At 63.9% G+C, this 14,200-nt stretch carries 15 protein-coding genes and 1 pseudogene; 6 read left to right on the top strand and 10 right to left on the bottom strand.

Annotated elements, in window-relative coordinates:
- Positions 1-5: 5 nt before the first annotated feature.
- From A3AI_RS0120795 to A3AI_RS43200, 5 genes and pseudogenes are all read right to left on the bottom strand, one after another.
- On the bottom strand, positions 6-452 hold the full coding sequence (locus tag A3AI_RS0120795) for a TIGR03809 family protein (RefSeq protein ID WP_036048988.1): 447 nt from the start codon (positions 450-452) through the stop codon (positions 6-8).
- A gap of 418 nt (positions 453-870) precedes the next feature.
- The gene (locus tag A3AI_RS50285; protein WP_024517425.1) at positions 871-1,137 is read right to left on the bottom strand and encodes a hypothetical protein; all 267 of its coding nucleotides are present in this window, start codon (positions 1,135-1,137) and stop codon (positions 871-873) included.
- 71 nt (positions 1,138-1,208) lie between these two features.
- Positions 1,209-1,412, bottom strand: a complete 204-nt coding sequence (locus A3AI_RS50280) for a S8/S53 family peptidase (protein ID WP_024517424.1) — start codon at positions 1,410-1,412, stop codon at positions 1,209-1,211.
- Between the two features lie 34 nt (positions 1,413-1,446).
- Positions 1,447-2,142, bottom strand: a complete 696-nt coding sequence (locus tag A3AI_RS0120780) for a hypothetical protein (protein ID WP_024517423.1) — start codon at positions 2,140-2,142, stop codon at positions 1,447-1,449.
- Positions 2,139-2,698 (bottom strand): annotated as a pseudogene (locus A3AI_RS43200) (sigma-70 family RNA polymerase sigma factor). Before A3AI_RS43200 ends, A3AI_RS0120780 begins: the two are co-directional and overlap by 4 nt.
- Positions 2,699-3,101: 403 nt before the next feature.
- Here A3AI_RS43200 and A3AI_RS0120770 point away from each other — a divergent pair.
- Together A3AI_RS0120770 and A3AI_RS0120765 are read left to right on the top strand one after the other, a co-directional pair.
- Complete coding sequence (locus A3AI_RS0120770; RefSeq protein WP_024517422.1) at positions 3,102-4,250, top strand: sensor domain-containing diguanylate cyclase; 1,149 nt, start codon at positions 3,102-3,104, stop codon at positions 4,248-4,250.
- Positions 4,251-4,318: 68 nt separating this feature from the next.
- Positions 4,319-5,434 (top strand): DUF2336 domain-containing protein, encoded by a 1,116-nt coding sequence (locus A3AI_RS0120765; RefSeq protein ID WP_024517421.1) that lies wholly within the window; start codon positions 4,319-4,321, stop codon positions 5,432-5,434.
- Positions 5,435-5,467: 33 nt separating this feature from the next.
- Here the strand turns inward: A3AI_RS0120765 and A3AI_RS0120760 are convergent, their stop codons facing one another.
- The 3 genes from A3AI_RS0120760 to A3AI_RS0120750 all read right to left on the bottom strand — a co-directional run bounded on the left by A3AI_RS0120760 (position 5,468) and on the right by A3AI_RS0120750 (position 7,062).
- Positions 5,468-5,638, bottom strand: a complete 171-nt coding sequence (locus A3AI_RS0120760; protein WP_156927869.1) for a hypothetical protein — start codon at positions 5,636-5,638, stop codon at positions 5,468-5,470.
- 234 nt (positions 5,639-5,872) lie between these two features.
- Positions 5,873-6,511, bottom strand: a complete 639-nt coding sequence (locus A3AI_RS0120755; RefSeq protein ID WP_024517419.1) for an NrsF family protein — start codon at positions 6,509-6,511, stop codon at positions 5,873-5,875.
- Between the two features lie 5 nt (positions 6,512-6,516).
- Positions 6,517-7,062, bottom strand: a complete 546-nt coding sequence (locus tag A3AI_RS0120750; RefSeq protein ID WP_024517418.1) for a sigma-70 family RNA polymerase sigma factor — start codon at positions 7,060-7,062, stop codon at positions 6,517-6,519.
- A 158-nt stretch (positions 7,063-7,220) separates the two neighbouring features.
- Between A3AI_RS0120750 and A3AI_RS43195 the strand changes: the two genes are divergently transcribed.
- Together A3AI_RS43195 and A3AI_RS0120740 are read left to right on the top strand one after the other, a co-directional pair.
- A complete protein-coding gene (locus tag A3AI_RS43195) occupies positions 7,221-7,796 on the top strand; it encodes a hypothetical protein (RefSeq protein ID WP_156927868.1) in 576 nt (191 codons plus the stop codon).
- Positions 7,797-7,930: 134 nt separating this feature from the next.
- Positions 7,931-8,710, top strand: coding sequence for an enoyl-CoA hydratase (locus A3AI_RS0120740; RefSeq protein WP_024517416.1), 780 nt, complete (start codon positions 7,931-7,933; stop codon positions 8,708-8,710).
- Between the two features lie 37 nt (positions 8,711-8,747).
- On the opposite strand, the gene A3AI_RS0120735 is transcribed toward A3AI_RS0120740, so the two are convergent.
- A complete protein-coding gene (locus A3AI_RS0120735) occupies positions 8,748-10,601 on the bottom strand; it encodes an acetyl-CoA hydrolase/transferase C-terminal domain-containing protein (protein WP_024517415.1) in 1,854 nt (617 codons plus the stop codon).
- 286 nt (positions 10,602-10,887) lie between these two features.
- Between A3AI_RS0120735 and A3AI_RS0120730 the strand changes: the two genes are divergently transcribed.
- Both A3AI_RS0120730 and A3AI_RS0120725 read left to right on the top strand, forming a co-directional pair.
- Positions 10,888-11,436, top strand: coding sequence for a P-loop NTPase family protein (locus A3AI_RS0120730; RefSeq protein WP_024517414.1), 549 nt, complete (start codon positions 10,888-10,890; stop codon positions 11,434-11,436).
- 123 nt (positions 11,437-11,559) lie between these two features.
- Positions 11,560-12,525 carry an amidohydrolase family protein gene (locus tag A3AI_RS0120725; RefSeq protein ID WP_024517413.1) on the top strand — a complete coding sequence of 322 codons (966 nt, stop codon included), beginning with the start codon at positions 11,560-11,562 and terminating at the stop codon, positions 12,523-12,525.
- Between the two features lie 115 nt (positions 12,526-12,640).
- On the opposite strand, the gene A3AI_RS0120720 is transcribed toward A3AI_RS0120725, so the two are convergent.
- On the bottom strand, positions 12,641-14,044 hold the full coding sequence (locus tag A3AI_RS0120720; RefSeq protein ID WP_502685754.1) for a CoA transferase: 1,404 nt from the start codon (positions 14,042-14,044) through the stop codon (positions 12,641-12,643).
- Between the last annotated feature and the right edge of the window lie 156 nt (positions 14,045-14,200).

Genomic DNA, 14,200 nt, shown 5'->3' with positions numbered 1-14,200 from the left:
GCCGTCTACAGCAGCGCGTTGCGCAGCAGCGGGTAGCGCTGCTCCATGCTGGCGAGGTCCACCACCGGCGACGGCGCGATCAGGGCCTGCTCCAGCGCGACAAGGTCCACCTCCAGTCGAGATGGAGCCTCCTCCACCGCGACCTCAACGTCCGCAAAACAGGTTTCGCTCGCAGGAGCGCTCGGCCGCCACAACACCTCGGGCGCACGCTCCTTCGGCATCACGCCGGGCGAATCGCCCCTTCGTGCAACCGGATAACCCGAGAGCGCACGCCAGGTCTCCACCGCCTTCTTGGCTTCCTTGATATTTTCGAGAAAGGCCCGTTCGCCGTAATAGCGGCGCCAGCGCCCGCTTTCGAACAGATCGGTAAGATGCTGCAGGCGCTGTTCGGCAAGCGCGCACCAGCGCGCGAGAAGTTCGCGGCGCAAAGCCACATCCAGGAGTTGTGTCATGAATCCCAGCCCGTAAGAGAGTACCGGACGCAGACGCAACGACGCGAATCAACTGGACGCGACGGCAATATTTTGTGGAAAACATTTTTATTGTCCAGCGCATGCATGCGCTGGCACGCCGAAAGCCGTCGTTCGCCGGAGTTTCTTTGCCTTCCCCCGTCAAGCCGGCCCGCTCATCGCAGTCCTACCCGCAGCCGTGCGTCAAAACAGCGCGCAAAATGGAAGACCCGTCCGGGGGGACAACCGGACGGGTCAAAGCCATATGGGCGCTTGGGGTGGATGGGCGCTCGCGCCTGATATGACTGTCGGGGAGGGATTTCCCGCTCCCACACCATTTGGTCGATTGATCATCGCGGCACGTTCAAAAGCGGGGCCGATTTTTTTAACTTCTCGGAAACAGGATTCTGTGCGCCAAAAGCTATTGCTCGGCTGCGCCTCTGGTTTCGGTGGCCGCCGATTTTTCGGTCGCGACAGCCGCGACTGGCGCGTTTTCCTTCAGTTCCGGCGCATTTTCGCTGGCCTTGCCCGGTTCCGATGATGCTGCTGGCGCAGGCATTGCCCCGATTGCAGCCTTGAGTGCCGCGTAGGCATCCGCTTCAGCGACACCGAACTCGTCATCACGTCCTGGTGAACCAAGGTCGTGTGCGCTGCTCGTCAATAATGTGCGCACATCGTCTGCCTTCAAGGACGAATTGCGTTACAGGACCAGCGCAGCAAGCCCTCTGACATAGGCGGCCAAAAACGCCGTACCCGATGTCATCTGGTATTTGTCGTCAAATGCAGGAAGGATATGTCGACGCCGGGCGCGGCAAGCGCGATACAGCTGCCGCGATTCGATGCCGCGAACAATTCATCCAGCTCGTCGGTTGCGCTGACCGCAATGACCGCAATGACATTGGCTTTGCCGAGCCGGAGTACCGCCACGCCGATGGCGACTTGCCCGGCAGCCGCGCAACGCATCTGGACCTCGCAATTGGCGCGCTGCAGCCCCGCCTTACGACGCGGGCACGGCGAGATTGACGATCTTCTCGCTCGAAAGCCTGTTGATCAGGCTGGTGAGGTCCTGCTTGCTCATGGCCTGGTCACCGAATTGCAGGCGGAACATCCCGCCTCGCGTCGTACCGATGATCGAGGCCTGATATTTGTCGAGCAGCGCCGTGATGTCGGCGACACGGGCGTCCTGCGCAAAACGCACCAGCGCGCGCGGCGGCGCGGCGCCGCTGACATCACGGGTCACTGGCTCGTTCATGCTGAGCGAGGCCGTCCGGAAATTGCCGGGCTGGTTCATCAGCACAGTGCCGATCACGGCAGCCTGCGCGAGGAGCAAGATCGCCCCGAGCGTCGCCGACCAGGCAATCGTGCGGGGCGAAAGATTAGAAAAAAAACCGGAGATCCTCGCGGCCAGGCCCGCCGCCACGGGCCGACGGCGCTCGGGCTCGGCGTCGATCGCCGCAAAAAGCGTTTGCATCGCCCGCCCCGACGGCGCCCCCAGGCTTTCGTTCAAGGCGATGGTCTCGGCATATTCCTCGCGGATCACGGCATATTGCCGGGCGACCGCGGGATCGCGGGCCAACGCTTCCTCGACCCGGCGCGCATCGCGTGCGTTCAGCCTGCCCGCAGCGTGCCATGGCAGCAACAGCTCGACGTCACTGGGGTCGCGTTCCAGCATCTTTTTGCTCAGCGCCATCATCGCCAGCCTCGTTGAACGCCGGCTGCCTTCAGCAGTTCGGCCAGTTTCTTACGCGCGTAAAATAGACGCGTCTTCACGGTATTTTCCGGAATCCCGACGATTTCGGCCACTTCTTCCACTGATTTCTCATGGTAGTAGACAAGATCGACGATCTCCCGATGCTCCGGCGAAAGCCCGGCCAAACACTTACGCAACGCCGCACTGGTATCTTTCTTGGTCGCCGCCACTTCCGGATCGTCGGAGGTATCCTCGATCGCCTGGGCAGCCTCGTCTTCCAACTCGAGGCCCTTCCGGCGCCGCAGCGCCGAGAGGGCCTTGAAACGCGTAATCGCCAACAGCCAGGTGGATCGGCCTTCGAGTTTGCCGGCCTGACGCCAGACATCGAGGAAGACCTCGCTGATGAGGTCTTCGGCGACCTGTTCGTCGCGGACGAGCCGAAGTCCAAAGCGGAATACCCTGACATGGTGCCGTCCATACAGCACCTGCATGGCGAGCCGGTCCCTAAAGCGATCCTGGCGATCGGGACTTCGTCCGAAGCCGCCTGTGGTGCGCTCAAGGTCCGTCTCGCAGGATTTGTCGAATGGAGTTACTGGCTGGTTCGATGACTATGACAAGATTCTTCAGTCTGCCACGACCGCATATCCGCGTGTGTGATCTGTCTCACAATCAACCACGGCGTGCGCAAATACCTCGCGCATCCGAAAACTCCCTTGCGAGACCGGTATCATATTAGTGTTTTCACTCACGAACCAGCCTCGGTTCCATTGGAACTGAGGCCCGCAGGCCTCTCCTGACAAGGCTCTGTCTGCGCGGCGTTGGACAACCGGGCCTGCGGGAAATTCGCCTTGCGAAACAAGGGCTGTGGATAGGTCTGGCGAGAGCCGGAAAGGTTTCAAAAGATACGAAAACTAAAGGCTTTCCCCGTAGATTCTCATCCCGGTTCCACCACTGGCGAAATCATGGGCACAACGGCGTCGCCATTCCTGCATCCGATTGCTGCTGAGCTGCAAGGCGCCGGCGCACGACCGAGCGTCTCGTCGCTTGCGCGTCGCGCCAGGCAACGCCGCCAGATCCAGCTGATGATCGCCGCGAGCTATCTGATCGACGCCCTGATCCTGCAGGTCTACGCTCGTGCCGGCACGATTCCGGCAACGATCGCCGGAGCCTACGCGGCATGTGGGCTTGCCTCCGTTGCGTTCTACCTCGTGCTGTCGGAGACCGGCTTCACCGAGCGCCTCAAAGACCACTATTTCGTGGTGCCACAGGTCATCATCTCGATGGCGATTATGCTGGCATTCGCCTACGTCGCGCCGCAAGCCGGCGTGCTTTTCCTGTGCGAGCTGTTCCTGGTGTTCTCGTTCGGCGCGCTGCGGGCGACGCCGTGGCAGACGGTGATTGTCTGGAGCGGCCTCGTCTGCGGCCTCGCCGCGCTGTTTCTTCTGACCGACAAGCCGATCGCCATGCCGCATGACGGCCCGATCGAACGCTTCGCGACCATGTCGGTCTTCGTTCTGTGCATCGGACGCTGCATGTTCCTCGGCATCTTCTCGAGCACGATGCGGCAGTCGCTTTATCAGCGCGGGTTGAAGCTGAAGGAAGCCTATCGCCGCATCGAGGAGCTCGCCGAGCTCGATGAGCTCACCGGCTCGCTCAACCGCCGCAGCATCATGGGCGCGCTGGAGGAGGAGATCGCCCGCGCGCAGCGGCTCAACAACCCCTGCTCCATTGCACTGATCGATCTCGACTGGTTCAAGCGCATCAACGATGCCTATGGCCACCCGATCGGCGACGAGGTGCTGCGCACGTTCGCCATCACCGTGTTCGCCAACATCCGCAGCATCGACAAGTTCGGCCGCTACGGCGGCGAGGAATTTCTGCTGCTATTGCCGGACACGAGCGGGCAGCACGCCACCCAGATGCTGGACCGGCTGCGCCTCATCATCTCTGAGCTCGACTGGAGCGCGTTCTCGTCCGGCATGCGGGTAACGATATCCGCGGGCGTGACGACGCTGCGCAGGGACGAAAACACCGACACATTGCTCGCCCGCGCCGACCGGGCGCTTTACGCATCGAAGGCCGGAGGCCGCAATCGCATCACCAGCGCTTGAAGCCTGCACCCATCATTTCAGGACGCAGAAAACGTCATTGATCGCACTACTCCAGGACAGAAAAGACGATGATTCCCAAAGCTGCCCCCGCCTCCGACAACCTGCTCGACGAGCTGCAGTCCGCGCTTGCGCATGGTACCGTCGCACGCCGTGTCGAGACGCTGCGCCGCGTCACCGACCTCTTCGTCAACGGCGCGGTCGACTACTCGGACGAGCAGATTTCGCTGTTCGACGATGTCTTCCAGTGCCTGATCCATCATATCGAGATTTCGGCAAAGGCGCTGCTCGCCCATCGCCTGGCGCCGATCAACCGCGCGCCCTACAACACCATCCGGACGCTCGCCTTCGACGAGGCGATCGAGGTCGCAGGTCCAGTGCTGACGCAATCGGAACGGCTCGACGACGACGCGCTGATCGAGACCGCGCGCAACCGGGGCCAGGAGCATCTGCTCGCCATCTCCAGGCGCCGCACGCTGTCCGGCGCGGTCACCGACGTGCTGGTGATGCGCGGCAATGACGAGGTAGTCCAGAACACCGTCAACAATCCCGGCGCCGAGTTCACCGAGCGCGGCTTCACGCGGCTGGTCAGCCGCGCCGAGGACGACGACAATCTTGCGACCTGCGTCGGCCTGCGCCCGAACCTGCCCCGGCACCTCTACCTGAAACTGCTTGCGAAAGCGTCCACGACGGTGCGCGAGCGCCTGGAGGCTGCCAATCCGAAACAGGCGGAGGATGTGTCGGGCGCAGTGCGCGAGGCGACGCGGCGGGCGCGTTCTGCGTCTTACGGCATAAGCAAGCAGACCGAGATCGCACACGCGCTTGTCAGGTCGCTGTTCGAAGACGGCCGGCTCGACGAAACCCAGATCGCTCAATTTGCAGAAGCCGGCAAGTTCGACGAGGCCAACGCCGCGATCGCGGCGCTCGCCAATGTGCCGCTGGCGGTCGCGGAAAACATGATGGTCGAGACCCGCGCCGAAGGCGTTATGATCCTGTGCAAGGTCTCCGGCCTGTCCTGGCCGACGGTGAAAGCGATCATTGACATGCGCGACCGGCTATCGCGCAGCGAGCCGACGGACCTGCCGACCTGCAGGGCCACTTATGAACGGCTGCGGCCCGCGACCGCCCAGCAAGTCCTACGCTTCCATCGCATGCAGCAAATCTCCACCGAGGCGCCGGCCGCCTGACAATGCGGCTACCCTGGGCAGCGTCATATCGGCTCAATGGTCGGCGGCGGGACGCTCCTCAGCGGCGGCCTTCGCCGGCTCAGTTCCATCGTTTCGCAGTTCGTAGAAGCGCTGATAGGTACCGATGACCCTCATCGCCTGCTCCCGTTGCAAATCGTAGAGCGCCTCCAGAAATGTGGCGATCCAGTTGCCGTAGACCGGCATCCCGGCCCTCAGCAGCTGCGCCGCAAACAAGGCATGTAACGTCGAATGAGGAGGGGACTTCATATAAGACCTCGCCTTCGTTCGTGAGCGCTAGTGATACGAACTTAACGAGTTCCCCTGCCGGCTGATGTGAGCCAGCTTACATGCGGCATTTTGGATACCACCGCACCCTCTGATTGCCATGGTCTGCGCACAAACGCTCCGCGTTTGTCACGCGGAAAATCGGCTGATGAATCAAAATCGCAGAAACCTCGATCCCGCCAGCGCACCGATGGTCGTCACGAGCGCGGTCGCCAACGTGTACCAGGTCGTCACGAACAGGGGTGAATCGTCGGTGCAATGGGAGGCATAGAACGTCGCGGCAAGTCCTGCCGACATCAGCCCGGCCACCGCGCCGGCAAGCGCCGGCCGGGTCGGGGCGCCGTGGCGCAGGCCCAGGATCGAGGCGGCAAGCAGCGGCAGCGACATCAACGGAATCGCCGTCATGCAGACGCGCGAATTGGAGCCGACCAGCCGCGTCATCATCGGCAGCCGCTGCGGCATCATGGCTTCGCCCGCGATGCCCGCGGCGAGCAGCCCGGCCGGGATCACGAACAGCCAGCCGAAGCCTGCGAGCGGCACCTCGGGGCGCGACAGATGCAGGCTCGCGGCAATCCCCGCTGCCGCGAGCGCGAGCGTGACCGCGAATTTCAGATCGAACAGCGGATTATGCATCGCGGTCATGACGTCGGGCCGCACGCCGAGCATGGAGAAGAACATCAGCAGCGACACGGGCGCGGCGGCGAGCAGCATCAGCGCCAGCACGAAGCCGACCGGACGCGGCCGATAGGAATTGTCGGCAGCAAGCGTGCGAATGAGCTGGTCGGTGTCCATCCTCATCATTGCTCCCGTAGTTTGGCGGTGAGGCTTGCGAGTCCACGATGCAGCGCGACCCGCACCGCGCCCTCGCTCATCGCAAACTTCTTCGCCGTATCCTTGATCGAGGCGCTTTCGACCGCAATCGACTGCAGCACCTCGCGTTGGCGCGCCGGCAGCGCGTTGAGCTGGGCCGCGACCTCGGTGGCCGAGGCCGTCTCGCCCTTCGGCTCTTCGGACAACGTCTCGGCGAAATCGTCGATGTTGACAAACACCCGTTTCCCGCGCCGGCGCAGCGCATCGATCAGCTTGTTGCGGGCAATCGCAAACAGCCAGGGCGCGAACGGCGCGTTCACGTCCCAGGTGTGTCGCTTTAGATGCACCGCGAGCAAAATGTCCTGCACGATATCCTCAGCCTGGTCAGGCGGTTGGCCTGCGCGCGCGAGCCCGCGGCGCGAAGCCGCCCTCAAGACCGGCGTAATGGCCTTGAGCAGACGATGGTAAGCCGCGCCATCGCCGGCCATGGCCGAGCGCATCAGGCCGGTCCATTCGTCCTCACGTTCGCGCACACACGCTCCCACCGTTTAATTCGGTCGATGTTTCAATTTGTTACGCTCGAAAAAGATAATCACGAAACCGTGATATATCCAAAGGCCATATGCGGCGGCTCATACCATCGATCGCCGCCGCCGGGCAGCCGTTGGCCGCGCCTCTGCGGGAACCAGGCATGGCAAGCGCGGCAACAGTGCAGGTTTGCACCACTCCTCCCTTTCATTGGCATAACGCGAAGATTCCCCTTTTCTGCCCCGCTGCCGTCACGCCGCGAGTTCTCATTGCCGCACTCTGGGAGGCTGGTAGCGTGGAGATTGCCACAATGATCAAGGCCAACGGGCGATCGGCATTGATACTCGCAACAACGCTGGCAACGGGACTTCTGGCGGGCGTTCCGGCTCCGGCCAGTGCCGGCTCCGACGACCTCAATTCCCCGGTTTTCGTCTCGCCGGCCAATAGCGGCGCGCAATCAAACCCCGCCCAGCCCAGTACCGGCCAGCCGGCGGCCGAAAGCCAGGCGGCTGCTCAAGACCAACTCAACGACGGCGACCGCGCGTTGCGCGACAACGCCGCTGCCCCGGCAACCGTACCCGCCGCGTCCAATGAAGCGCCTCCGGCGCGCTCCGCGCCGGTCATGGCTGCGAGTGGCGAGCACTCGGTGTGGGACGAGACGTCGCTGATCGGAAAAATCTTCATCGGCTTCGGCGCACTGCTGACAGTCGCGTCCGCGGCGCGCATGTTCATGGCTTGACGGCGGGTCGTCGACACTCCTGGGACGGTCGCCAGCGCGGCGTCCCGGGAGGCGCGACCGACCATGGTTCTACTTGAAGCGCAGGCGCGCTAAAGGCACATTCGCCCGCAACAGATCAACTTTGCGGGTGAACCATGAGCACGTTCGAGCACATCATTGTCGAAAGCAAGGGCGCGGTCGGCATCCTCACGCTGAACCGGCCGAAGATGCTCAATGCGCTGTCATTCGGCGTGTTTCGCGAGATCGCGGCCGCCATCGACGACCTCGAGGCGGACGACGCGATCGGCTGCATCGTCGTGACCGGCAGCGACAAAGCCTTTGCAGCGGGCGCCGATATCAAGGAGATGCAGCCCAAGGGCTTCATCGATATGTTCGAAAGCGACTTTGCCGCGATCGGCGGCGACCGTGTCGCCCGATGCCGCAAGCCGACCATTGCCGCCGTTGCAGGCTATGCGCTCGGCGGCGGCTGCGAGCTTGCGATGATGTGCGACATCATCATCGCGGCCGACACCGCCAAATTCGGCCAACCCGAGATCACGCTCGGCACCATTCCCGGCATCGGCGGCACGCAGCGCCTGACGCGGGCGGTCGGCAAGGCCAAGGCGATGGATCTCTGCCTCACCGGGCGCATGATGGATGCGGCCGAGGCCGAGCGAAGCGGCCTCGTCAGCCGCGTCGTGCCGGCGGACAAATTGATGGAGGAAGCGCTTGGCGCGGCCGAAAAGATCGCCGCGATGTCGCGCCCCACAGCGGCGATGGCGAAGGAAGCCGTCAACCGCGCCTTCGAGACGCCGCTCGCCGAAGGCCTCAACGTCGAGCGCAATCTGTTCCACGCGACCTTCGCGCTGGAAGATCGCGCCGAAGGCATGGCGGCGTTCATCGAGAAGCGCAAGCCGGTCAACAAGAACAGGTGACACCACCGTCCCGGCGGTCGTCAGCATGGTATCGTGATCAGGCGGTGCGACTCTGCGCCAGCGCGGCAATGATCAACGCGCGATAGGCGCGCTCGGAAAAATGTTGCGGGCGATCGAGGCCGAGCCGCGCCAGGCATTCGGCATCATCCGGCTTCATGCCGTTTCTCATTCCCTGCCACAGCATCGCCGCCAGCCGCGGCGGTGAATGCTGCGCCTCCTGCAACCGCCGCAGCGCCGGGATCAGCCGCTGTTCGACGTCGGTGAAGTCGGTGCCGAACGGAAAGGACGGCAGCAGCCCGGCATTGCGCGCGGGTTTGAGCGCGGCCGCGATCCGCTCCGGCACGTTCTCGCGGTAAGCGGACGCCAGTTGAAATTGCTTCGGCAGCTTGCCGGCGTCCTTCGCCATCCTTGCCAGTTCGTCCTGGAAGCGGGAATCCGTCACCTGCAGCATCGCCGCGATCACGTCGGAATCCGATTTGCCGCGGAGATCGGCGACGCCATATTCGGTGATGATGATATCGCGCAAGTGTCGCGGGATGGTCTCGTGGCCGTAGGCGAAGCGGATGTTGGATTGCGCGCGCGGCCTCGCCTGCCGCGTCGCTTCCAGCGCCAGAATCGAGCGGGCGCTCGCCAGCGCAAAGGCCTGTGCCACGAAATTATACTGCCCGCCGACGCCACTCACGACCTGGCCGTCCTCCAGCGCATCCGAGACCGCCGCACCCAGCAGCGTCGCCATCATGGTGCTGTTGACAAAGCGCGCATCGATCCGCGCGGCGCGCTTGGCATCCTGGTCGCCATAGATCTCGTTGGTGAAGGACACCGCCTTCATCTGGATACGCGCGATCTGCTCCGTCGTCATCTCGCGCAGCGCGCGATAGAAGGATTTCGGACCGAGGAAGAACGCCCCGTGCAGAATGACGCCGTCGACCTCGCGCGTCAGGATGCCCGCATCGATCAGGCCGATGAACGCTTCGGTGATCATCTCGCTCACGCCGTAAAGCCCCTTGACGAACGCTCCCTGCTCGCGCGGCGGCGCAGCCGGAGACAGGCGTGCCATGAGATTGCAGAACTGCGTATTTTCGCGATGACGGACGATCAGCCCCTGCGCCAGCGCATCGCCGATCTGGCCGATGCCGATCTGCAGCGTGCCCCCATCGCGCACGAGGCCCGCTGCATGCAGGCCGATGGCATATTTGTTGTCCGTGATCGGCTCGGCCGGCGGCGCAAACAATGGAAAATCCGTCGCGGGGCCGTCGAGCACCGCGCTGAAATCATCCGCAGGCAGATCGCCCTCGCCCGGCATGAACGGCAGCTCCGAATTGACCTGGCCGATCAATCTGAATGCGGCCCGGCCCTCTTTTCGCGCCTGCAAGACATCGAGCGTGGTGTCGGTGTTGCAGCTGAGGCTATAGCGCGTCAGGCCGTTGACGACACGCTTCGCCACCAGTTGCGGGACGACATTGAGGCCGGCGGCCAATAGATAAGACGCCGCATGAGTGTAATTAGCGGAGATATAATTCTGCTGCGCAGCCGGCACATGCAGCCAGCGCCCGGCAAGGAAGAAGAACTCGACGACGCGGATATTCTCCGGAAGCGTACCCTTGCGTAGCGGCTCGGCATAGGCGAGATCGGGATAGCCGCCGAACAGGCGATCGATCACGGGCGCGATGAAACGCCGCTCGAGCAGATTGGCGGGCTTCGGCTTTTCCAGCGTCAGCGCAGACAAGAAGGTGAGCTTGATCGAACGGTCGGCCGCAGCCCGTGCATAAAGTGCGTTGACGATATGATTGGCCTTGCCGAGACCAAGCGGCAGCCCGACCACGAGATTCGGGCCGACGTCGCGGATGATGTCCTCCACGATCGCATCGGGATCGGAGAAAATTTTCGGCATCGGGCGGGATCCGGGTGGGCGTCGAGATTGCGCGGCGGGAATCGAAGGCGCCATCAAGCTATAGCCCATTTGCAGCGCGCTGTGATGCGAGCGCAACAGCCGCCGGGCGATTTCGGCCACCTGTTTCGGGCAGAGGGCACACGCGGTGGTTTATCGCCGCCGGCCGGACTATTCTGCGCACTGCGCGAGCGGCGCTCTCGGTGCTTCCCGGGCTTGGCCATATTCCGCAAATCGAAGACCCCATTGCCTTCAACGCAGCACTGCTGCAGGCACTCGAGCCACACCCATGAAAAGTCGTCGCATTCACATCACGGGAGCATCCGGCGCGGGCGTCACCACGCTCGGGCGCGCGCTTGCGGATACGTTGGCGCTGCCGCACCACGACACGGATGATTATCTGTGGAAGCCAACCACGCCGCCCTACCGGGAGCTGCGCGAGACGAACGAACGCTTGCGGCTGATGCAGGAGATGTTTCTGCCGCGGGCGGACTGGGTCTTGAGCGGCGGGCTCGACGGCTGGGGCGATGCGGTGGTGCCCTGCTTCGACCTCGTCGTGTTCCTGAGGACACCGCAGGATCTGCGCATGCGGCGGCTCCAGGCGCGGGAGGCCCGGCATTTCGGCGCAGACAGCATCGGTCCCGGCGGCTGGCGCTTCGATGAGACGGAGTCCTTCCTCGATTGGGCCTCGCATTATGAAGACGGCACGCGGGAGGGTCGAAACCTCGCACGCCACGAGGCCTGGCTCGCCACGCTGCCCTGCCCGGTGTTGCGGCTGGACGGATCGCGCCCCGTGGCAGAGCTGGTCGACGAAGTCCTTCGGAAGCTGCAAACCTGAGCAGCATGACGCGCGCTTGCGCGAGGTCGCGACACGGTCCACGCTGTTTCTCATCAACAGACGCGAAAAGCGCCGCCAGGACGAACATCGTCCCGACGCACAAAACAAGGGGAGGCAAGGATCATGCTCACCAGACGAACCATGCTGCTTGCCTCGATGGCCGCCGGAGTATCCATGCAGAACAGATCCGCGCAGGCCAAAGCCTCGCAACCGTCCACGCCGGTCAATTTCGACGTGCCCGCGGGCGCTTGCGATTGCCACACGCATATTCACGGCGACCCTGCGAAATTCCCGTTCTATGCGGGGCGGGTCTATACGCCGGAGCTGGCGTCGCCCGAGGAAATGAGCGCGCTGCAAAAGGCGCTGCATGTCGAGCGCGTCGTCATCGTCACGCCCAGCGTCTACGGGCCGGATAATTCCGCAACCCTGTTCGGCATCAAGGCGCGGGGGCCGACCGCTCGCGGCGTCGCTGTCATCGACGACAAGACGAGCGATAGCGACCTCGACGCCATGCAACAGGCCGGCTTTCGCGGCATCCGGCTGAACCTTGCAACCGGCGGCGTCAACGATCCCAATGTCGGTCGTACCAGGTTCACCGCCGCTGTCGAACGGATGAAGGCGCGCGGCTGGCATGTACAGCTCTTCACCTCGCTTGCGATGATCTCGGCGATCAAGGATTTGGTGGCGTCTTCGCCGGTGCCGGCCGTGTTCGATCATTTCGGCGGCGCGGAAGCCGCGCTTGGCACGGAGCAACCCGGCTTTTCCGACCTGCTCGAGCTCGTCAAAAGCGGCAAGGCCTATGTGAAAATCTCCGGCGCCTATCGGGCGTCGAAACTGGCGCCCGACTATCCAGACGCGGCACCGCTGGCGAAGGCGCTGATCGCGGCCAATCCCGACCGCATCGTCTGGGGCAGCGACTGGCCGCATCCGGATTCCGTCACCCCGCCGGGCCGCAAGGTCACCGACGTGACGCCGCTCTACCAGATCGACGACGGCAGGCTGCTCAACCAGCTTCCGGTCTGGGCGCCGGATGCGGCGATCCGCACGAAGATCCTGGTCGACAATCCGGCACGGCTCTACGGCTTCTGACGCGCGGCCGTTGCAGCGTAAACACGAAGCGTCGTCTCAGGATGGGCACGCAACCATTTGGCGGTCCTGCGTAATTCTTCGACGATCAAGGGCCGGCCTGCGCCCGCGCGGGATCTCAACTCCGCGCCGGCCATTCCGCCTTGTGGCTGCCGAGCGGCATCGCCGGGCGTGCCCAGACAGCGGGGGTTTTGGATAGCTTTGCGGAATGGCTGACACCGTGCAGCGGACCGAAGCCGGAGGCCTGCTCCTCAATGAACGGCAGCACGTCGTCGGCCTTCAAATCTTCCGTTTCGAGTCCATGGGAGACCCGGCCGAGATTCCACAACCAGCGCCCGGTCTGCGCAAGCGAGACGCGGACCAGCCAGCTGCCGCCCTCACGCGCCTGGCGGGCTTTGGCCATCATGGCGCCGAACGCCATCAGATAGCCGGTGGCGTGATCAAGCATCTGTGCCGGCAACTCCTTTGGCCCCTCGATCTCAGCCGCCTGCCCTTCGGCATGATTGAAGCCGGTTGCGGTCTGCACCAGCGAGTCGAAACCGCGCCGGTCAGCCCATGGGCCGACATGGCCATAGGCCGACAGCGACACATAGACAATCCCGGGGTTGATCTCGGCCGCCTGCTCCGGTGAGAAGCCGAGCGCGCCAATGGAACGCGGACGATAGCCCTGGGAGAAGATGTCAGCCTGTTGGAGCAGTTGGCGCAGGGTCGCCCGACCCGCCTCACCCTTGAGCTCGACAAAGCTCGTCAGCTTGCCTCGCCCGGTGTCGATCACAAGCCAGGGGATCGTTGGGAGTTCCTGCGATGAGATCAGCATCACGTCCGCACCATGCGCTGCGAGCGCGCGACCCGCGACAGGCCCTGCGATCACCCGAGACAGATCGAGCACGCGAATACCAGCAAGCGGGCGGTTTCCAGCCGGCCATGGCTTCGGCGGTGCCTCGCCAATCTTCTCGATGGTGAAAGGCGGCAGCTCGGCCAGCGCCCTGGCTTGCGGGTGGGCGCACCATTCCTGGTGCGAGCGCATCATGGCGACCACGGCGCCGCCAGCATAGGCCGCCGTCTCGAACGCCTCGCCCTGCCATTGCATCAGCGCCGTCTGGATGGCGTCGCGCTCCTGCGCGCAGTTCAGCACCTTGCAGACGGCGGCGCGGTGATGGGCAAAGTTGGTATGAAGCCGGACGTAGCGGCCGTCGCCTGTCCGGTAGATGCCCGCGGTCGGGTCCCAGGCGGGCGGCGGTGGTTTGCCGTCGACACGCAAATAACGCTCGGAGCGGCACTCGATCACAGCGTGGCGCATGTCGACTGCAACCTCCTGACCTTCACCGCTCCGCGCGCGCCAGATATCGGCGGCGGCGATGCCAGCGGCAGCGATGCTCGCCTGCGCCGCTGCTGCAACGCGAAACGACGACGGCAGCTGCGGCTCCTCACCCGTGAGTTTTGCTGCCGCAAGTTCCACCGGCTCGCCGCCGGCGCGACGCCAGAGATCGGTAAGGATTTCGCGGGGGGTGTGGATGTGCATGGGCGGACCTCGAGCGCTTCGTCATCAAAAGGGGATGATAAGCCTCGCAGGAGTTAACCTCAAAGCCATAGACCTCGTCATTCCGGGGCGATGCGAAGCATCGAACCCGGAATCTCGAGATTCCGGGTTCGGTCCTAACGGACCGCCCCGGAATGA

Source organism: Bradyrhizobium sp. Tv2a-2 (genome assembly GCF_000472425.1).
GTDB lineage: Bacteria > Pseudomonadota > Alphaproteobacteria > Rhizobiales > Xanthobacteraceae > Bradyrhizobium.
The sequence above is the reverse complement of the archived record's forward strand: the minus strand, read 5'-3'. Positions and strand labels throughout refer to the sequence as shown.